23 protein-coding genes are annotated in these 16,434 nt (G+C 43.7%); 12 read left to right on the forward strand and 11 right to left on the reverse strand.

From position 1 onward, the window contains the following. Positions 1 to 8: 8 nt before the first annotated feature. The 6 genes from B5Z18_RS26625 to B5Z18_RS26650 form a co-directional block, all read right to left on the reverse strand. Positions 9 to 1,058 carry an alpha/beta hydrolase family protein gene (locus B5Z18_RS26625; protein WP_079472599.1) on the reverse strand — a complete coding sequence of 350 codons (1,050 nt, stop codon included), beginning with the start codon at positions 1,056 to 1,058 and terminating at the stop codon, positions 9 to 11. Positions 1,059 to 1,110: 52 nt separating this feature from the next. Beyond that, positions 1,111 to 1,509 carry a hypothetical protein gene (locus tag B5Z18_RS26630; protein WP_079472600.1) on the reverse strand — a complete coding sequence of 133 codons (399 nt, stop codon included), beginning with the start codon at positions 1,507 to 1,509 and terminating at the stop codon, positions 1,111 to 1,113. Positions 1,510 to 1,619: 110 nt separating this feature from the next. After that, positions 1,620 to 1,853, reverse strand: a complete 234-nt coding sequence (locus B5Z18_RS32385) for a hypothetical protein (protein ID WP_143313717.1) — start codon at positions 1,851 to 1,853, stop codon at positions 1,620 to 1,622. 57 nt (positions 1,854 to 1,910) lie between these two features. Then, positions 1,911 to 2,726 (reverse strand): sterol desaturase family protein, encoded by an 816-nt coding sequence (locus B5Z18_RS26640; RefSeq protein ID WP_079472602.1) that lies wholly within the window; start codon positions 2,724 to 2,726, stop codon positions 1,911 to 1,913. A gap of 112 nt (positions 2,727 to 2,838) precedes the next feature. After that, a complete protein-coding gene (locus tag B5Z18_RS26645; RefSeq protein ID WP_079472603.1) occupies positions 2,839 to 3,615 on the reverse strand; it encodes a LytR/AlgR family response regulator transcription factor in 777 nt (258 codons plus the stop codon). After that, positions 3,612 to 4,535 carry a sensor histidine kinase gene (locus tag B5Z18_RS26650; RefSeq protein WP_235016031.1) on the reverse strand — a complete coding sequence of 308 codons (924 nt, stop codon included), beginning with the start codon at positions 4,533 to 4,535 and terminating at the stop codon, positions 3,612 to 3,614. The genes B5Z18_RS26645 and B5Z18_RS26650 overlap by 4 nt, the downstream gene beginning before the upstream one ends. Here B5Z18_RS26650 and B5Z18_RS32755 point away from each other — a divergent pair. Both B5Z18_RS32755 and B5Z18_RS26660 read left to right on the forward strand, forming a co-directional pair. Next, complete coding sequence (locus B5Z18_RS32755; protein ID WP_200817371.1) at positions 4,534 to 4,974, forward strand: hypothetical protein; 441 nt, start codon at positions 4,534 to 4,536, stop codon at positions 4,972 to 4,974. The genes B5Z18_RS26650 and B5Z18_RS32755 overlap by 2 nt on opposite strands. Positions 4,975 to 5,101: 127 nt before the next feature. Then, a complete protein-coding gene (locus B5Z18_RS26660; protein ID WP_079472606.1) occupies positions 5,102 to 5,362 on the forward strand; it encodes a hypothetical protein in 261 nt (86 codons plus the stop codon). A gap of 64 nt (positions 5,363 to 5,426) precedes the next feature. Here B5Z18_RS26660 and B5Z18_RS32860 read toward each other — a convergent pair whose 3' ends face one another. Next, the gene (locus B5Z18_RS32860; protein ID WP_079472607.1) at positions 5,427 to 5,615 is read right to left on the reverse strand and encodes a winged helix-turn-helix transcriptional regulator; all 189 of its coding nucleotides are present in this window, start codon (positions 5,613 to 5,615) and stop codon (positions 5,427 to 5,429) included. A 118-nt stretch (positions 5,616 to 5,733) separates the two neighbouring features. After that, positions 5,734 to 6,117 (reverse strand): nuclear transport factor 2 family protein, encoded by a 384-nt coding sequence (locus B5Z18_RS26670; protein ID WP_079472608.1) that lies wholly within the window; start codon positions 6,115 to 6,117, stop codon positions 5,734 to 5,736. Positions 6,118 to 6,344: 227 nt separating this feature from the next. Between B5Z18_RS26670 and B5Z18_RS26675 the strand changes: the two genes are divergently transcribed. From B5Z18_RS26675 to B5Z18_RS26690, 4 genes are read left to right on the forward strand one after another with little or no spacing between them, the layout of a single operon-like run. After that, a complete protein-coding gene (locus tag B5Z18_RS26675) occupies positions 6,345 to 6,917 on the forward strand; it encodes a hypothetical protein (RefSeq protein ID WP_079472609.1) in 573 nt (190 codons plus the stop codon). Positions 6,918 to 6,920: 3 nt separating this feature from the next. Further along, a complete protein-coding gene (locus tag B5Z18_RS26680; protein WP_079472610.1) occupies positions 6,921 to 7,568 on the forward strand; it encodes a hypothetical protein in 648 nt (215 codons plus the stop codon). After that, on the forward strand, positions 7,547 to 8,341 hold the full coding sequence (locus B5Z18_RS26685; protein ID WP_079472611.1) for a sensor histidine kinase: 795 nt from the start codon (positions 7,547 to 7,549) through the stop codon (positions 8,339 to 8,341). The genes B5Z18_RS26680 and B5Z18_RS26685 overlap by 22 nt, the downstream gene beginning before the upstream one ends. 10 nt (positions 8,342 to 8,351) lie before the next feature. After that, positions 8,352 to 9,023 carry a response regulator transcription factor gene (locus B5Z18_RS26690; protein ID WP_079472612.1) on the forward strand — a complete coding sequence of 224 codons (672 nt, stop codon included), beginning with the start codon at positions 8,352 to 8,354 and terminating at the stop codon, positions 9,021 to 9,023. Between the two features lie 23 nt (positions 9,024 to 9,046). On the opposite strand, the gene B5Z18_RS26695 is transcribed toward B5Z18_RS26690, so the two are convergent. After that, positions 9,047 to 9,436: a VOC family protein gene (locus B5Z18_RS26695; RefSeq protein WP_079472613.1), complete on the reverse strand. Its 390-nt coding sequence runs from the start codon at positions 9,434 to 9,436 to the stop codon at positions 9,047 to 9,049. Between the two features lie 330 nt (positions 9,437 to 9,766). Here B5Z18_RS26695 and B5Z18_RS26700 point away from each other — a divergent pair, with 330 nt between their 5' ends. Together B5Z18_RS26700 and B5Z18_RS26705 are read left to right on the forward strand one after the other, a co-directional pair. Beyond that, the gene (locus B5Z18_RS26700) at positions 9,767 to 10,933 is read left to right on the forward strand and encodes an alginate lyase family protein (protein ID WP_200817372.1); all 1,167 of its coding nucleotides are present in this window, start codon (positions 9,767 to 9,769) and stop codon (positions 10,931 to 10,933) included. Positions 10,934 to 11,030: 97 nt separating this feature from the next. Then, entirely contained in the window at positions 11,031 to 11,771 is a 741-nt protein-coding gene (locus B5Z18_RS26705; RefSeq protein WP_079472615.1) for a hypothetical protein, read from the forward strand. A gap of 71 nt (positions 11,772 to 11,842) precedes the next feature. Here the strand turns inward: B5Z18_RS26705 and B5Z18_RS26710 are convergent, their stop codons facing one another. Together B5Z18_RS26710 and B5Z18_RS26715 are read right to left on the reverse strand one after the other, a co-directional pair. After that, positions 11,843 to 12,496, reverse strand: coding sequence for a GNAT family N-acetyltransferase (locus B5Z18_RS26710; protein ID WP_079472616.1), 654 nt, complete (start codon positions 12,494 to 12,496; stop codon positions 11,843 to 11,845). A gap of 74 nt (positions 12,497 to 12,570) precedes the next feature. Beyond that, on the reverse strand, positions 12,571 to 13,176 hold the full coding sequence (locus B5Z18_RS26715) for a hypothetical protein (protein ID WP_079472617.1): 606 nt from the start codon (positions 13,174 to 13,176) through the stop codon (positions 12,571 to 12,573). A gap of 459 nt (positions 13,177 to 13,635) precedes the next feature. Here B5Z18_RS26715 and B5Z18_RS26720 point away from each other — a divergent pair, with 459 nt between their 5' ends. Genes B5Z18_RS26720 through B5Z18_RS26735 form a run of 4 tightly spaced genes read left to right on the forward strand, consistent with a single transcriptional unit; the run spans position 13,636 to position 16,355 of the window. After that, a complete protein-coding gene (locus B5Z18_RS26720) occupies positions 13,636 to 14,181 on the forward strand; it encodes an alpha/beta hydrolase (RefSeq protein ID WP_079472618.1) in 546 nt (181 codons plus the stop codon). Between the two features lie 16 nt (positions 14,182 to 14,197). Next, positions 14,198 to 15,199 carry an NAD(P)-dependent alcohol dehydrogenase gene (locus tag B5Z18_RS26725; RefSeq protein ID WP_079472619.1) on the forward strand — a complete coding sequence of 334 codons (1,002 nt, stop codon included), beginning with the start codon at positions 14,198 to 14,200 and terminating at the stop codon, positions 15,197 to 15,199. 7 nt (positions 15,200 to 15,206) lie between these two features. Further along, the gene (locus B5Z18_RS26730) at positions 15,207 to 15,866 is read left to right on the forward strand and encodes a class I SAM-dependent methyltransferase (protein WP_159454442.1); all 660 of its coding nucleotides are present in this window, start codon (positions 15,207 to 15,209) and stop codon (positions 15,864 to 15,866) included. A gap of 45 nt (positions 15,867 to 15,911) precedes the next feature. Continuing rightward, complete coding sequence (locus B5Z18_RS26735) at positions 15,912 to 16,355, forward strand: DinB family protein (RefSeq protein WP_079472621.1); 444 nt, start codon at positions 15,912 to 15,914, stop codon at positions 16,353 to 16,355. Positions 16,356 to 16,434 lie beyond the last annotated feature (79 nt).

Below are 16,434 nucleotides of genomic sequence, written 5' to 3' on the forward strand. Positions count from 1 at the left end.
TTTAACAGTTATTCGCAGTGGGCTATTCTTGGATTGTATAGCACACTGCTGCACTTAAATTTGTATTTGTCCTGGCTGTATCTGGGCACAGGAGCATCAGTAACTTCAAGAGGAGCCATATATTCGCCTTTATATCCAGGCATGGTTACCTGCTGGACTGAACCATTTCCAAGCGCTACATTTTTCCCCGTTTCGCTGTTATTGAAACTGTAATCAATCAGCGCATCGAGCAAACGATAAACGCCGTAGTAGTCATATGCGTCGTAGGCGGTACGGCTACTGGGCAGGGTATGATTCGTGACATATTTATAGCCTGCCACCGTAGAAGATTTCAGGTAATAGTAGTCCTTTTCAGTATTGGAAATATTGATATTCTTAAAGATGTCGATGGCCATTCTATGATCGTTATAAACATCTTCATCATAAACCTGGGTGATCATTTTCGTATTGGCCGGAAAGCCGGAGAGCTGGGCGGGAGTGATCTGGTAACTATACCAGGGCGCCATTGTAAACAGGAAACGCCCGTCCCGGCCCCATTCTTTTTCTGTAAAAGCTTTATAGGACAGGCCGATCGAAGCGCCCCCACCGAAGGAATGCCCCATGAAGCCAACTTTTCTGGTATCGATAATACGGGGGTAATCAGCCGCTGCCTTTGTGAAGCCGGTCCATAAAGTTGTGTAGCGGTGGTCAATACTGGTATCATTGGTTGCGTAGGGAACAAATACAACTACATAGCCCTTTTTGGCAATGAACTCGAAAAGCCCCCTGTTATATTCCTTGCTCTCGCCGCCATAAGGATGCGAATAGAAGATCGTTGGCCGCGGGGAGGAGATACCCGTTGGATAGAATATGGTCACATTGGTCCCAGGGTATTCAGTGTTGGGGAAATCAATCTCTGATACGGCGTATGTACCATCGGCGCCGTATCCTGAGGATGGACGGGAAATTGGTCCTGCAAGATCATCATCGACCGGTTCGGTTGAGGGCGCATTTGTACTTTTGGAACAGCCTGAGAAGATCAAGGCCAGCAGGCATAAACTGAATAGTATCCTTTTCATTTTTCTTTTTTATTGATGCATTAAATCTGATGTCCGGAACCCCGGCTATTACTTACCGATCCTTTCTTTTTTCTTTCAGTTGCGTCTTCATCTCCAGCTGGATGGCCTGGTATTGTTTATATTGCTCCCCGGTGAAGACCTTTTTGAGCGCTGCATCCTTTTCTTTTTGCAATGACTTGATCTGTCTGAACTTAGAAAATTTACTGTCGCCGCCTCTCAGGATCGGCTCATTCCTTATGGCATATTCCAGATTGATAGCATCAATCTGACTAACTTGCGCAGAGTCTAAATCCAGCTTATTCTTCATCATTTCTGTCTGGAACTTTGCCCTTTCCTGCGGGGTTTTACCTTGCATTGGGGAAGTATTCTGTGCCACAGCCATCAGGCTGACCAGCACAAATAACAGGGTCAGTGCCGCGGCTATGCCCTTTGTGGTGTTGCTGCTTCTCATATTTGTTGAATTTATTTTTTAGATGTTTAGCTACTGCTATTATTGTCACCGACAACCGGTTTTCAGATGCTTTTTCCATCATAGTAAATTGGAGACGGTAGTTTGGATGGTCAGCGATGAACAACAACTACGCGCCCGCGTGCTACCGGCCGTACAACGGCGACTGCTGGCCGCACAACAACAACTGGTCTTACTACCACGCGTCTTACCAGGCTTACAATAACTGGCCGCGCAGGCGCCACTACTACACGACCCACAGGCTTCCCTACAATGACATGCGCCTGGGCTTTTGCATTTACGATGCCAGCGGCGGTGAGGCAAATGATTAAAATGACCTTTTTCATAATGTCTGATTTTAAGATGATGTTTATAAGTATGACGGTGTTTTTGCAGCCTGGTTTTCATTTTTCCGGTGAAATGTCTAATAATGGGGGTGAAGTCACTATCGGGCTTTTTGAACCGGCCGGCTTAAACCAATCGATAAAACCCTGTAAGACCAGCATGAATGGATTGTGGCTTAAAAAGCCGGTCGTAAGGCCGTAAACTACTTTCTCGGTTTCCGGCTGGTAGGTGCCAAACAACCTGTCCCAGATAATTAAGACACCTCCAAAATTTTTATCGATATAAATGGGATTGCTACCATGGTGTACGCGGTGTGATGAGGGCGTATCCATTACCTTTTCAACGGAACCAAGCCTGCCGACAGCTTCGGTATGCAGCAGGAACTGGTAAGCCAGATTGAGTGAGTAGGAGATTACAATAAAATCAGGCGGCATCCCCAGCAATGCTGCCGGAATAAAAAACAAGGGGCTGACAAGTGCTGAGAACCAGTTAAGCCGGTAAGCAGCCGTCAGGTTCATACGCATCGCTGAATGATGGACCATATGAAACGCCCATAAGGGTTTCCAGAGGTGTGATGCCCGGTGGAACCAGTAATAAATAAAATCAGCCGTAATAAAGGTGAGGAGGAAGACCCAACCGCTTTGCGGCAGCCTGAACGGAGCGAGACCGGCAAAAAAAACGAGCATGCTCAACTGGTAACCGGCAAACAGGTATTTAGAGAACTGAAACCCCGCAAAAACAGCCAGATTGGAAACAGTCTCCTTTACATGATAAGCGCCTTTGTCTTTTTTCCAGCTCCAGATGATCTCAGCAGAGATAAGTCCTGCTACGACCAATAATACGTAGATCCGGTAGGGTCCGATGTCGTTTTTCATTTCCTGGTCTTTTGTTTGTAATGGCCTGATGGCTTGATACAAAATTGACTCAAAAGAAGATTTCAGACCTTGGTAAACCCGGTGAAATAGAAAAATCAGGGGATGAACTGACCTAGCTGTTCATCCATTTTTTAAATTCAGCAGACCTGGCTTTACTGACAATAATATGTTCGTTCGGCTGCGGTTTTACCTTGACCAGTAAACGCCCGTTGAAATAAAACTCGGCCTCGGTGACAGCGTTACGATTGAGGATAAACTGGCGGCTTACCCTCAGAAATAATGTTGGGTCCAGTTGTTGTTCCAACTGCTCCATGGTTGACTCTACGACGTATTGTTTGTCATCGCTGGTGCGGAGATGGACCACTTCATTTGCTGTATAGAACCAGGCTATTTTAGATGTTTCCAATGGGATCAATTTATCCCGGTAGTGTACCAGGAAGGATTTTTTATAAGACCTGGTCAGGTTGCCAAGTTGCGCCAATAGTTCAGCCAGCACCGGCCCGCCTGGTTTCTCAACAGCACCGGTCAGGTTTTTATACTTGTCCAGGGCGCTTTTGATCTCATCGGGGTCAAATGGTTTGAGAATGTAGTCGATGCCGTTGTTCTTGAAGGCAGTAATCGCGTAATCGTTGAAGGCTGTCACGAAAATAACGGGACGGGATATCGTTGTCTGTTTGAAAATATCAAACGAAAGGCCGTCGGCCAGACGGATATCCATAAAGATCAGGTCATAGAAGCCGGGATGGTCATTGAACCAGGTGACCGCACCGGACACGTCACCCAATGTTTTAACAACAGTGATGTGTTCATCTGTTTCATTTAAGATTTGGATCAGGCTGCGTGCAGTCGCTGATTCATCCTCCACGACCACTATACGGATATTTGTCATTGTTTTAAAGGGAGTTTTACGATAAAATGTGTATCTGACCGGCTGATTCCAATTTCATGGTGGATCATGATCCTGAAACGTTCATTCAGGTTGGCAAGGCCCATTCCATTGCTCGCTTCCGGTGTTGGTATTTCCCAAAGGCTGTTACTGAAAATAAGCTGACCATCCTTTACTTCAATTTGTACCCGTAATGGTCTTTCAGCTGTTGCTGCATTATGCTTGACTGCATTTTCAAGCAGGGGTTGCAACGATAGATGAGGTATTTTAACCGGCAGGTACACGTCGGCTATATTGATTGTGAGCTCAAACGCATTTTCCAGCCGCATTGAAATAAGTTTTGCAAATGATCTGAGCATTGTCAGTTCATCGGTAAGGGGGACCAGATCCGTATGGGAACCTACCAGTGCATAACGAAAAACAGCAGACATATCACGGATGTATTTTTGAGCCTGTTCAGGATTTTCACGGACTATTGCCGAAAGGCTGCTCAGGGAATTGAACAGGAAATGCGGGTTCATCTGCTCTTTTAGTAATTGTAACTCCGAGGCCAGATAAGCATTTTTCAATTGCTGATTTTCGGCTGTTATGCTCCGGGAGTTACGCATCAGCAAAATGATCTTAACGATGATGGCTGTCAATATTGCGCTCAGGCCCAGTCGAAAGAAAGAACCTGAGAACATCAGGCGGGTCAATTGGAGACCCGGGAAAAACAACCGTTGTAATACCGTGCCGGTAATCAATAAAACACAAAATACGAGGACGTTGAAAACAGCGTAGAGTAGATACTTTTCCTTTTCCCGGTAGGATGACAGCCATTTTCCCCTGCGGAGATTAACGCTGAAAAGAAGAACACAAAAAAGCAGGTTAAATGCAAACTGGAATAAAAGCTCAGAAGGATTAAAATGCCAGTACCTGGCCATGAGCCCATTTTCACGCAAAGCTAAAAGTTTTGGTGAGTTTACCATCAGGGCGATCAGCAGGGAACTGTACCAGCAAATACGGTGCTCATTTTTATTCATTGTTAAACTTACGGAAAAATTGATATTCTCAGGAGACCACAACCGTCAGTTCGATAAATCAGGGGGTGAAATGGAATATTTCAATGGTCAGTTTGACTGCATCTTTAAGTTGAAACGATGGGGACAACCGGACAACGATGGTATTATACCGGTAGTCGGTCAGAAGCCTGGTTTATTTACTTCGGGCATGTCATTTGGCTGGTTTCGTCTAAAAATAGAGAAAATCCGTAAGAAACATACAAAATTGGGCGGGCATAATTTCGCCGCTATTTCTGGAAATTGTCTCCCCATTTTTATTCTTTCGAATATGACCAAATTTTGGGCGAATATCGGCTTATAACTTTCGAATATAAAACGGATGCATGAATTGAATCATGGCTCATCTATTTTTGATGTGAAAATATTAGTGTGAAAAGTGCCGCTATTATTGGCCTGTTTAGTTATTAGAGCCGTTAAAAACCAAAATTATGTTGAAGTTTAACAAAATGAGTAAAAAGCCGCTTGATATCCTGTATGCAATACTTTGGATTGGCATTTTCGGGGCATTTGCAGTTTATGTATATTCGGGCAAGGTATTCGAGCCATATAACGGGAAGATTCATATTGTTGCCATTTTGATAGGGTGGGTGGCACAATATATTGGTTTGTTTCTTACGGCGTTACTCTTGTTTGCAATAGGAGTATACAAAGCATTCATGATTTTATTTAGTGATAAATACGAGAAGTAAAATCACGACGATACAGAAGGGACGTTGCTGGTCAATCGGCTTAATCCGGATACGGGAGATGATGCTAATCCAAACTACCTTCCTTTATAATTTTACGATGGGATAAACCCCATTGTAATAATTGTTCTGCTACAGGAACGAAGGACTTGCCATATTCAGTAATAGTATATTCTACCATAACTGGTTTTGTATTGTGTACGGTACGGCTGACAAGCTTATTCATTTCCAGATCTTTCAATTCTTTAGACAACATTTTCCCGGAAAATCATCAGTTTCCATTTCCCACCCCAGATTTCAATGCTATCTCTTAATGCCAGCATTGCTTCGTTGCACTGTTCGGGCGATACATTGGTAAATTACTCAACTTCCACTCACGATAATTCCTGTCGATAGGAGACCTTATCCATGATCAGCCATTTCCCGTCTAACTTTATCAGGTTAAACCGGTCAATGAACCGAAAGGTGGCAAAACTTAATTGCACGTGTGCCGACCCGGTATCTCCATCCCAGGTATATGAAAGGAGTTCGGGTTGGCATTCCTGTAATGTTGCCTGGGCAACCAGGTCCAGGTATTGCGGCAATGTCCACTGAACTAACTTTCCTTCTATGATGGTCCTGATGTACGCATCAGGGTGAAACGCCGCCCGGAGCCTTTCAATGTCCAGTACCGGACGTCCTTGAAGATAATTATTAAGAGTAAGCAGGATGAGCTGTTTTTCTTCTTCTATACCGATTTTGTTTGCCAGGGTTTCCATGTTTTTTGCCGCAAATTTATTTGTTTTTTCTTTAATCCTCCAAATGTATGTTCGGTACTAAGTAATCACATGCCTTTATGAAAACAGGTATTATTGTCTGTTTTGAGAAAAGAAGCAGGTATTTATACCTGTTTTTGAGAAGCCCGGGTATCAGCTCCATTTTTTGTAATTACATTACAGCATCTTTGTTATGCACTATTAACCAAATCCTATAAAAAATACTTAAAATGAAGCAGCACCTCTTTCCTCTTCTCCTATTGGTGGGGCTCGCCGTGGGATGCAAAAATCAGCCGTCCGCCGGCACAGCCAAACCGGGAACCGCCACCAAAAATGATTGCAACCAGGTCACAGACAGTGTTGGCCGTGTATTGGTGAACCTTGTAACGGCCCGTCAGCGTATTCAATCATACGACAGCCTTTGCCGTCTCCACTGGAAAGGCGCCGAGCCGATAGAAGCCTATACCATCCGTGCGGTGGACCTCCTGGCAGCCATGGGCCTGCCACCGGAACTCGCCGATTCATCTATATGCAGGTTCAAACATATCCGGGTATACCTGGGTTTTCAGGACAAGGTAGGGTTCAAGCTGTACGTTGTACCGGTGGATAATGCCTGCATGAAAGGAAAGGACCCTGCCAAGTGGAACGCGGGTACTGACGTAATACTCGACAAAGACGCAAACCCCATCCTCGCAAATATCGATTCAACGGGCATCGCTGCTTACGACAAGTACGTACTGGATCTCAACGCCCCATGTCCGAATACCTGCCCGGAGCCGGGTCCCCTTAAAGAACACCGTTGATATATGAGCTTTTCAGAAACGATCATACTGCTATCACATGTACCTATTTTATTCACAGTAACGTATGCTGCTGTGTACTATAGCAAATTGCCCCGTGAGCTGAAAGTGTTCTCATGGTTTATTTTCCTGTCGGGTATCATCCAGTTTATTTCCCTGGCTTTCTGGTTCGTCAGCAAAAACAACATGCCGTTGCTGCATATATATGTGGCGGCAGGTTTCCTTTGCCTGGCATGGTTCTATAACACATTGCTCAATGGATTCATAGATGCAGGAATAATATGGTGCATCGCCATATTATTCCTGCTCTTTACAATAATCAACACCCTGTTCATTCAGCCTATTCACACTTTCAACTCTATTGCATTAACGGTGGAGGCTATTCTCATTGTGATCCTGGCATTATTCACTTACCGGTTTTTTCTGAGTGATATTGTAAAAGAAACGAGTGGCCGGAATATCAAAAGCCTTAACTGGATCAATTCAGGATTGTTCATCTATTACTCTTCCAGCATACTGATTTTTTATTCTGGTGCTGTTATTACGGCTTTAAGCAGGAGCTTGAATTTGTACGCCTGGATATTTCATTCATTCTTTTCCATTGTCATGTACACTTGTTTTTTTATTGGCTTATGGAAGCGATCAAAGACCTGAGTTTTCTAAATGCATTGCTGCCACTGGCGGTTATTGTGTTCATCATTGGTACCGGGGTAGTGTTCCTGAACCTGCATTTCCAAAAGAATTTGTCGATGCAGAAACTCAGGCAGGAGGCATTGAAGAATATCTACCAACACGACCTGCTTCGCTCGAATATTCAGGCGCAGGAAGAAGAGCGCAAGCGTATTGCGCAGGATCTGCACGATGAACTGGGCGCGGTGATGTCTATTATGCGCATGCATCTTATGGTACTTGAACAACAAAGTGCTGATGGCACGAAGCAATTGCAGGAGTCCTTGCAGTATGTTCGTCAACTGTCGGAAACGGCGCTGGGAAGTGTGAGAAGTATCAGCCACCGCCTGATGCCGCCGCAGCTGGAATCTTTCGGGCTGAAGGCCGCGCTTGAGTCGGTAACGGAGCAGGTCAACAAGGCCGGTGAAATAAAGATCGAACTTGGTTGTGAAGCCCGCATGGACGACCTCCCCTGGCTGGTAAACCTCGGCCTGTTCCGCATCATCATGGAAATGATCAACAATACGCTTAAACACGCTGGCGCCAGATCGATAAGAATAGATCTTTTACGGCATGGTCAGGAACTGGTATGTTATTATACGGACGATGGGAGAGGACTGCCAGATGGCAATGCCGGCAAGGGGCTGGGGCTTAAGAATATTGAAGGCCGGGTGAATGCACTCGGCGGAAAACTGGAAATGGGTAACCAGGAATCAGGCGGATACTACGCCATTGTCCGATTAATATTATCTGCATAATACTTACTGTATGAAAAAAGAGATCAACATAGGATTGGTGGAAGACCAGGTTCTTTTCAGAGAAGGCATGAAAGCCATTATCAACACCTGGCAGGATATGAAGGTGATATTTGAATCTGCGGATGGTTACTCCGTGCCGGATAAATTACGCCAGGCCGCTGTTCTCCCGGACGTAATGTTGGTCGACCTCTCACTGCCGCCGGATGGCGACAAGGAATACAGCGGTCAACATGTTACCCAGGCGCTCGCAGATACCTATCCTGAAATGAAGATCCTTATCCTGTCGGTCCATGATGATGAGAATTTCATTAACCAGTTGATCCAATGCGGCGCGCATGGTTACCTGGTGAAAGACAGTGCGCCACAGGAAGTACAGGAAGCCATTATCGCCGTGCATACTAAGGGATCTTATATCAATGAACGCGCGTTGAAGGCGTTGCAGCTAAGAACGGTGAGAGCTATCAGGAGCAAACCCCAGAACCTGTCCATTACTAAAAGAGAGGAAGAGATATTGCAGCTGGTATGCAGACAATATACCGCAGAGGAGATTGCGCAGGAACTTTTTATTAGTGTAAAAACAGTTAATGGACACCGGAATAACCTGCTGCAGAAAACGAGCTCACGTAATGTTACTGGCCTGGTGTTATATGCCATCCGGAATAACATTGTATCGTTGAAATGATATTTTACGTTTATGATGGGTATTCAACCTTCATATTTGTGAAACTCAGTTACTATTAAATAATACCCATCCGGGTCCCGGAGCGAAAATTCTTTTCTTAATGAGTTTGGATTTAAGTGAATATCCTCTTCGATAACACTGCCTGTTTTTTCAACCTTAGCCCGTATAGCCTCCATATTTTTTGTCCTGAAGTAAAGTATTAACCCATTTCCCGGAGGGATGGCTGGATTAGTCATTGTAGGATGATGATGTTCTCCCCATTTGTGAAGACAGAGTACAATTTCGTCATTTTCCGATACTAAAACAGCAAACTCATTTCCACCGTGTATTCTTCTAAAATCAAATACCTGCTGATACCACACTGAGCTGGCTTCAACATCTTTTACTGCTATTATCGGGTCAATTTTTGTCATTGTTTTCTGGGTATTATCTTTTGTTAACGTATGCGTATTTCCAGCCTAAAAGTAGCGATTACCTATTGATTTCTGAATAGCGTTATTTTCTCTTGCAATGATTTTAAGATATAAATTAATCTGAAGAACTATTAGAAGGCGATAATGCTTCAGCTATAGCGGCAACAGCGACTTACTTTGCTTCTCCATAAAAAAAATATTCCTGGAAAATATCAACAGGAAAGCTGCGTTACTTATAGATATATTTATTGTAATTTTGACAATTATACAATTGAAAAACCGATGAACGCTATGAGACTATGCACTGTTGGAGGAATATTTTTATTTTTCATGGCAACAGCATGTAGAAAAGAAATGACCAATGCAACAGAAAAGGTGGCATTGAACAATCACGATACTATTTTTGTGCACCCGGGATTATTACATAAACAGTCGGATTTTGACCGCATGAAAAGTAAAGTGGGTGCAGGAGCGGAGCCCTGGCTATCAGGCTGGAATAAGCTGATCACCAATTCACACAGTGCGCTCAGTTGGCAACCCAATCCGGCGGATACAGTTTACCGGGGCAGTGACGGCATCCATCGTGAAAACTACGGTCAGCTGTATAACGATATCGCTGCGGCCTATGCTACAGCATTAAGGTGGAAGATCTCGGGAGATAAGGAATATGCCGACAAGTCGATACAAATCATGAACGCATGGTCGGCGAGACTAAAGAGAATCGGTGGTAACAACGACGCGAACCTGGCCGCGGGATTGTATGGCTATCAGTTTGCCAACGCGGCGGAAATTATGAGAACGTACGAGGGTTGGGCGCCGGCAGACTTCTCCCGGTTCCAGAAAATGATGCTGAACGTTTTTTATCCTATGAATCATGCTTTCCTGACGAGAAAGGAGAGGTGTATGAGCCATTTCTATGCAAACTGGGACCTATGTGTCATGAATTCCATCCTGGCTACCGGCGTATTGTGCGACGACCGGGACATTTATAACGAAGCGATCAGCTATTTTAAATATGGTGCAGGTAACGGTGCCATTGCAAATGCCATTTACTTTATTCACCCGGATGGTCTGGGACAGTGGCAGGAAAGCGGTCGTGATCAGGGCCACACCACTCTTGGCATAGGCTTAATGGGCACCTTTTGCGAAATGGCCTGGAATCAGGGCGACGATATGTATGGTTACGACAATAACCGCTTCTTAAAAGGTGCAGAGTATGTAGCTGCGTACAATCTAGGCGACTCCGTTGCCTTTAAACCTTATACCAATTGCGTTGGCGTGGTGCAGAATGTCATCAGCAGTGGCAGCCGGGGAAATACCCGCCCTGTTTGGGAGCTGGTGTATAATCATTATGTAAACCGTAAAGGACTGGCTGCTCCAAATTGCGCGCGGTTTGCCCAAAAAGTAAGGCCAGAGGGCGGCGGCGGAAATTACGGACCTAACAGTGGTGGGTACGATCAACTTGGTTATGGAACATTAACCTGTACACTGAAATAAGAATTTATCCGGTTAAAAGCAAAAAACTGCGCATAAATTTCTAATATTGCGCTCTCATACAAAAGCCGGAATACCCATTAGTTCGATGCCTATACAAATGAAATTATATTCAAAATCAGTAGTTGCCTTGCTGCTCCTGCTGAACATTTACTTACATGCCAATGGCAGCACTTTCCCGGATACTACAGGTGTCTTAATTATCAATAAGGAAGATGTTCTGCCGGATGGCGCCAGGAAGATTGGTAAGATAAAAGTAACCGATGGTGTTTTTAAAGTCGACTGCGGATATGAGCAAACATTGGAGCAGGCGAAAGCCCAGGCCATAAAAGCAGGGGGCAACATCATTAAGATCAGGGAGATAAAGCCTCCTGATGTGTTTAATTCCTGCTACCGCTTATCGGGAGAGGTTTATTACCATCCTGATATCGCTGGCGTAATGACCGGCCGAATAAAGGCTTTCGATTCAATGATGCGCATATTGCTTCCGGAAACCGTTACCTACGCTTTATTGTACGTATATCGCCCGGATATGGGGGCGTCCATTCCATATAATGTATTTTTGGATGATTCAATAATATGCCGCATAAGAAACAGTTCCAGGTATCTTATTAAAGTTAATAAAGCCGGTCTTGCCAGAATATCGGCACGAACAGAATCACGCGATGAGGTGTCAATAAACATCCAGCCGGGAAAAGCATACTTCGTGAAATGTACAATTGCTCCCGGTGGTTTTATTGGTCGGCCCAAACTCAGTATTATTGATGCCTATGAAGGGTTCCAGGAGTTTAATTCGGTGAAGGAAAAGCCTAAAGAGGAAAAAATAGATGCAGTATATTAGCAATCAAGGTGGCAGGTATGTTTAAGTTTTTTTAAAGCCACCTGAGGCTAATTAAGGCATCTCTGCAGATCTTATTCAATTATTCCGGGAATTACGGCTGTAGTATAAGGAGAATACACCTCCCAGCCAAGTTTTTCATATAGTGCTTTGCCCTCTATTGTGGCTACGAGTATTCCTTTCTTTATTCCACGCGCTGTTCCCAGTGTTTCCAGTGTTTTCATCACTACACTTCCAAGCCCTTTTCTCCGGTGATCCGGATGGGTTTCAATCCTGTCATATATGGCGAAACCGTCAACGAAAACCACGCGGCCAACTGCCGCCTCTGCATGTTCGGGTGTGAATATTCTAACAATAGGAACTGTTGCTTCCTTATTGATATCAAGGATGTAACCCTTTGGTAATGCTGTTCCGGGTGATGTCATTGGAGCGTTACAGGTCATCATAAAAGCGGGAGCCTGAATAACCCAACGCGGAGGTAGTAATCCGGTCACAATTTCTGGCTTGGCGCAGACTTTGAGGAAAACCCAGGGATCAACAATTGTTTCTGCCAGATATTTCAATTGGTCTGTTGGGCTGGGAAAAACATAACGCATGGCTTGCTGAGGCCAACCAACGTTTACGAAGAGTACGCCATTTTCCCGGTCTGGTGCAGGTAATCCCCGTGCGGCTGACCAGCCTTTAAGCCATGTTTCTACCATATAAGGGTTGACAGGATGATTTGTCATTAAAAATGAGTGTCTGTTGAAATAAAGGTAGTGAACTTTTGCCTTTGAGATACAGGGACCACGATACGAAGCCACTAGTCACTGAAAATTTCAGTCAGTACAATCCGCATAACCAGGTAACCGCAGACGAATCCGTAACTTAAGAAAAGCACAATAATAGCACCGGAGAATACCGCAGCAAATGCCTCGTTATTTACTACTCCGGGTACCATCATTCCTTTCGCCATTTTTTTTGACACGCTTTCAATAAAGCCCGGTATTTTTGATAACTCAACCAGCCCAGCCCCCACGATTACTTTGGTTAGCCAATCCGATATTTGTGTGAGATTAGTGTTGGCCTGTACAATTTTTTCAGCCTTTTTATTGTCCTTCATAGCCTGTTGCTGCGTATCAGCAGCAGACGGGCCGCTGGTGATAATAGTAGGTACGCCAAAAATAAAACCGGTAACTATGCCTACCATTAAAAAGGCAAATGCCCAGAGAAATGCCGGTGCAAGAAAGATTTTGCCAACCAGGTTGGCATAGAACAGCGGCAAAAGCAGGATTACAAAGGCAATAAGTAACCAGAATGTAGTCCAGAAAAACCTTTGATTCGCTCCAAGAGCAGCAATGATTTTTTGCCAGAGTGGCCGGTTCGTTTTAGGCGGGAGAGCAGGGCTTTCCATATTGGGTGCTTCCATAAGTTTTTGGGGTTTATTTGTGATATGGGATTATCTTAATAAAGATAAGAAATTGGTGCGTTTGGTAATAGTAAATTATAATCTGAAACTTATAGAAGCCCAATTCTCAGCAAGGCTAAGAACTAACATTTGCTCTTTAAAAATGACAATAAAATACAATCGATAAAGTTATAAAATACGTAATTAAAAAATATCGACGTGTTTAGCAGAAATCACTTCGTATATTTGAGCGTTGCCCGCAACCCTATTGGCCCCAGGATTCAATCATGTATCGAAATATGAAAAATAGTATTATTGATATTTTGCAGCAATGGAGGAATGAAAAGATAAAACTGAATCCTGCCGCATCTCCTGGCTTATATGGAACCACTGAGTATACCTTTGTTTCAGACTCTTTCCTGGAGTCAGTTAAGTTGATAAACGCTAATTCTGATCTGATTTATTGATGAATAGCAAGATATGAGAAAACAAGTACTTTTTATACAAGGCGGGGGCGACGGTGGTTACGAAGCAGACGCAAAGTTGGTTGCATCCCTGCAACAGGCCTTAGGAGAGGATTATCAGGTAATCTATCCCCAAATGCAAACGGATGATGCTGCTCCCGATTTTGGTTGGATAAAGCAAATAGGTGAAGCAATTGGTAACCTGAGAAACGAGGTTATTTTGGTAGCACATTCATTAGGTGCATCACTGCTGCTGAAATACCTCGCTGAAAATGAAAGCCCGGAAAGGCCAGCCGGAATTTTCCTGGTATCCACGCCATTTTGGAGTGGTAAAGCGGAATGGGTACAGGGATTGAAACTTCAGGAGGATTTCCCTGAAAATCTTCCAAAAAATAGTCGTATCTTCTTTTACCATTGCCGGGACGATGAAGAGGTCCCGTTTAACCATTTTACATCATACAGGCATAAACTCCCGGGGGCAACTTTCCGAGAAATTGAAACCGGAGGGCATCAACTCGGAAACGATCTTAACCTGGTAGCAACAGACATCAAAAATCTATAAATTCACCGGTCTATTTATGAAAATCAAAGCATTTGGAATTAAAGAGAAAGGTGGAAAAGCGGAGCCATTTTACTATGAAAGAAATGTTGGCGCCAATGAGGTGAGGGTTAAAATTATTTATTGCGCTATTGCAAGAGGGGATGTTCAATTCATAAGTGATGATTGGGGCGATACAAAATTTCCACTTGTTCCGGGACATGAAATTGTGGGAATTGTGGAAGAAACCGGCGCAAATGTAGCCGGCTTAAAAGTGGGCGATCGCGTTGGAATTGGCTATCAGCAGGAGGCTTGTTTTGACTGTGAGTTTTGCAAAGCAGGTAACGAGCAATTTTGTACGCAGCAGAAAGTAATTGGTGTGCATTGCTATGGTGGTTTGGCTGAATATATTGTGGTCGATAACAGGTTTGCATTCAAACTACCACCGGCACTGCATCAGGTAGGTTCAGTTCCTTTACTGTCGTCCGGCCTTACCGTGTATTCAGGAATTATGAAAGCACAGCTGCCAGCCAATTCCGTTGTTGGCGTTCTGGGAGCTGGTGGCCTGGGTCACCTGGCGATCCAGTTTTTAAATAAGATGGGACATCAGGTTTATGCCTTTTCTCATTCCCCCGAAAAAAAGGAGATGATTAATCAGTTGGGCGCTGAATTTGTGCTTACCTCAAACCCCAATAATCTTACAGCGATTAATAAGAAATTTGATTTTATTATCTCTACATTAAATGTACCGTATGACCTGGAGGGTTTTCTGAAAATACTCAAACCACAGGGGAAATTTTGTATAGTGGCTACACCTTTGGAGAAGCAGCCCATTAACCTTGGCTTGCTATATGATTATGCTCAACGAACTATTTACGGAAATTATGTGGGTAGTCGCAGGAACATGATAGATATGCTTGATTTTGCCGCAAAGCATAATATTGAGAGCGCAGTAGATGTTATGCCATTCTCCCAGGTGAATGAAGCAATAGAAAAGGTAAGAATAGGAAAAGGTGGGATTCGGTTAGTATTGGAAAACTAAGATGAAGATGAATTCACAGGAAAAAGTATTAAGCTGTTATAACCAGGTAGCCGGCGACTATGCAGCTGAGCGTTGGGATGAACTCTCAAAAAAGCATTTTGACCGCTTGCTGTTGAAGGAATTTGCATTTGTTAATAGAGACAAAGGACCATGCGCCGACTTTGGCTGTGGCCCAGGGCAAACGACAAGATTTCTGTACGACAATGGCATAAAAGATATCACCGGCGTTGATTTGTCGCCGGAGATGGTTAGTGCTGCCAGCGGGCTTTCTCCTCAGATCAAATTTGAAACCGGCGACTTGTTGAATATCGCTTATCCTTCAGAATCTCTCGGAAGTGCACTTGCCTTCTATGCGATAGTGCATTTCACCAATGACCAGGTAAAGAAATGTTTTGAAGAAATAAACAGGGTGTTGAAAACAGGGGGAGATTTTTTATTTTCTTTTCATGTGGGAGATGAGATCGTTCATTTTGACAAAGCTCATGACAAAGAAATTGATGTTGATTTATTCTTCTTTAAAACAGATGACATAATAGCACTACTTTATGAAACTGGTTTTAGTATAGTTGATGCCATAGAAAGACGTCCGTATGAGGAAGTGGAATACCCAAGCAGGAGGGCCTATGTCTGGGCCACAAAAAATGAAGGAAAAGCGGAGCGTGTGTGAACAAAGTTAAAACGAACAGATTTCTCATAACCTGGATTACCACCAATGAAAACATTCTTTAAGGAGATATTTGAATACAATTACTACATCAACCAAAAATTGGGAGATGCTTATCATACAAATACAGACAAAATTTCCGAAAAAGCGCAAAAACTTTATAGTCACATCCTGAATGCCCATCAGATTTGGAATAACAGAATTGAGGCCAGGCGCTCTGCTTTTGGAGTTTGGGAGGATCATGCTATTCACGAATTCAGGGATATTGATAAAGCAAACCATGAACATACCTTCTTTATAATCGACACGCTTGATCTGAACAGTACCGTCAGCTACACAAAAGGAGGAAAGACTTTTAACAAAAAGATCTGTGAATTATTGTTTCACGTTATTAATCATTCCACTTATCATAGGGGCCAAATTGCAACTGAGTTTAAACAAAACGGGCTAAACCCTTTGGCAACGGATTATATTCTCTATGAAAAAAAGTAAGGCAAACAAAAGCCGCATAGATCTTACGATTTATGCGGCTTCGTCTTTTGCATTGGTATTATCTGGCGGCCATGAGGCG

The sequence above is a fragment of the Chitinophaga ginsengisegetis genome (assembly GCF_900168065.1).
In the GTDB taxonomy this organism is placed as follows: domain Bacteria; phylum Bacteroidota; class Bacteroidia; order Chitinophagales; family Chitinophagaceae; genus Chitinophaga; species Chitinophaga ginsengisegetis.

Bases quoted from the DNA above. Each gene is read 5' to 3' on its own strand.
- B5Z18_RS26625 (WP_079472599.1), bottom strand. From the start codon at position 1,058: ATGAAAAGGATACTATTCAGTTTATGCCTGCTGGCCTTGATCTTCTCA.
- B5Z18_RS26630 (WP_079472600.1), bottom strand. From the start codon at position 1,509: ATGAGAAGCAGCAACACCACAAAGGGCATAGCCGCGGCACTGACCCTG.
- B5Z18_RS32385 (WP_143313717.1), bottom strand. From the start codon at position 1,853: ATGAAAAAGGTCATTTTAATCATTTGCCTCACCGCCGCTGGCATCGTA.
- B5Z18_RS26640 (WP_079472602.1), bottom strand. From the start codon at position 2,726: ATGAAAAACGACATCGGACCCTACCGGATCTACGTATTATTGGTCGTA.
- B5Z18_RS26645 (WP_079472603.1), bottom strand. From the start codon at position 3,615: ATGACAAATATCCGTATAGTGGTCGTGGAGGATGAATCAGCGACTGCA.
- B5Z18_RS32755 (WP_200817371.1), top strand. From the start codon at position 4,534: ATGAGCCCATTTTCACGCAAAGCTAAAAGTTTTGGTGAGTTTACCATC.
- B5Z18_RS26650 (WP_235016031.1), bottom strand. From the start codon at position 4,535: ATGGCCAGGTACTGGCATTTTAATCCTTCTGAGCTTTTATTCCAGTTT.
- B5Z18_RS26660 (WP_079472606.1), top strand. From the start codon at position 5,102: ATGTTGAAGTTTAACAAAATGAGTAAAAAGCCGCTTGATATCCTGTAT.
- B5Z18_RS32860 (WP_079472607.1), bottom strand. From the start codon at position 5,615: ATGTTGTCTAAAGAATTGAAAGATCTGGAAATGAATAAGCTTGTCAGC.
- B5Z18_RS26670 (WP_079472608.1), bottom strand. From the start codon at position 6,117: ATGGAAACCCTGGCAAACAAAATCGGTATAGAAGAAGAAAAACAGCTC.
- B5Z18_RS26675 (WP_079472609.1), top strand. From the start codon at position 6,345: ATGAAGCAGCACCTCTTTCCTCTTCTCCTATTGGTGGGGCTCGCCGTG.
- B5Z18_RS26680 (WP_079472610.1), top strand. From the start codon at position 6,921: ATGAGCTTTTCAGAAACGATCATACTGCTATCACATGTACCTATTTTA.
- B5Z18_RS26685 (WP_079472611.1), top strand. From the start codon at position 7,547: ATGGAAGCGATCAAAGACCTGAGTTTTCTAAATGCATTGCTGCCACTG.
- B5Z18_RS26690 (WP_079472612.1), top strand. From the start codon at position 8,352: ATGAAAAAAGAGATCAACATAGGATTGGTGGAAGACCAGGTTCTTTTC.
- B5Z18_RS26695 (WP_079472613.1), bottom strand. From the start codon at position 9,436: ATGACAAAAATTGACCCGATAATAGCAGTAAAAGATGTTGAAGCCAGC.
- B5Z18_RS26700 (WP_200817372.1), top strand. From the start codon at position 9,767: ATGGCAACAGCATGTAGAAAAGAAATGACCAATGCAACAGAAAAGGTG.
- B5Z18_RS26705 (WP_079472615.1), top strand. From the start codon at position 11,031: ATGAAATTATATTCAAAATCAGTAGTTGCCTTGCTGCTCCTGCTGAAC.
- B5Z18_RS26710 (WP_079472616.1), bottom strand. From the start codon at position 12,496: ATGACAAATCATCCTGTCAACCCTTATATGGTAGAAACATGGCTTAAA.
- B5Z18_RS26715 (WP_079472617.1), bottom strand. From the start codon at position 13,176: ATGGAAGCACCCAATATGGAAAGCCCTGCTCTCCCGCCTAAAACGAAC.
- B5Z18_RS26720 (WP_079472618.1), top strand. From the start codon at position 13,636: ATGAGAAAACAAGTACTTTTTATACAAGGCGGGGGCGACGGTGGTTAC.
- B5Z18_RS26725 (WP_079472619.1), top strand. From the start codon at position 14,198: ATGAAAATCAAAGCATTTGGAATTAAAGAGAAAGGTGGAAAAGCGGAG.
- B5Z18_RS26730 (WP_159454442.1), top strand. From the start codon at position 15,207: ATGAATTCACAGGAAAAAGTATTAAGCTGTTATAACCAGGTAGCCGGC.
- B5Z18_RS26735 (WP_079472621.1), top strand. From the start codon at position 15,912: ATGAAAACATTCTTTAAGGAGATATTTGAATACAATTACTACATCAAC.